This window comes from Aquimarina sp. RZ0, from assembly GCF_008370685.1.
Taxonomy (GTDB): Bacteria; Bacteroidota; Bacteroidia; order Flavobacteriales; family Flavobacteriaceae; genus Aquimarina.
On record NZ_VTZU01000246.1, the window covers coordinates 1 to 728 of the forward strand.

At 38.2% G+C, this 728-nt stretch carries 1 protein-coding gene; it reads left to right on the forward strand.

Annotation, left to right across the window (positions count from 1 at the left end; genetic code table 11):
- On the forward strand, positions 1 to 728 hold a 728-nt coding region (locus F0000_RS27520), incomplete at both ends, for a SprB repeat-containing protein (protein ID WP_149627887.1).

Here is a 728-nt window from a genome sequence, read left to right on the forward strand (position 1 = left end):
CAGATCCGAACCATATCTTTACAGGTTTAGATCCAGATACCTATGATGTAGAGGTACTATCCTATGATGGAGAATGTGTCGATAGACAAACAGTTACAGTTGATGACCCAGCCCTATTTACGGCTTCAGCAATTTTGGATGCTGATTTAACTTGTACAGATGCAGAAATAAGAATTGAGGTTACCGGAGGTTCAGGAAACTTTGTATATTCTTTTCAGGGAAATCCGGGAAGTCAGCAAGGATCTAATATATTTGTGATTACAGCAGCAGGGACTTATACATTTACGGTATCAGATATTACAACAGGATGTAGCGTAGATACAAATGCTGTTATAGTGAATCCTTATGAGCAGATAGAAGCTACAGCAACAGGTACTAATCCGGTTTGTCCTACAGATCTTGGTTCTATTTTGGTAACAGTAACAGCAGGTCAGGGACCTTATACTTATGATCTAGATGGAGGTGCTCAGGTAGTGAGTAGCAATTCAACTACACAAACATTCAATAATATAGCAATTGGAACACATACAATAAATGTTTTGGATCGTTTTGGGTGTGCCATTGATAATCCGATAGATGTCACTATTACAAGTAATGGTGTAATCACAGCAGATATTGCTATTACAGATGAGCTTCGATGTGATTCTAATGGTTTGCCTTTTATTCCAGGTGAGATTACGATTTCTAACCCACAGAACGGTAATGGGACTTATGAGTATAGTATTGAT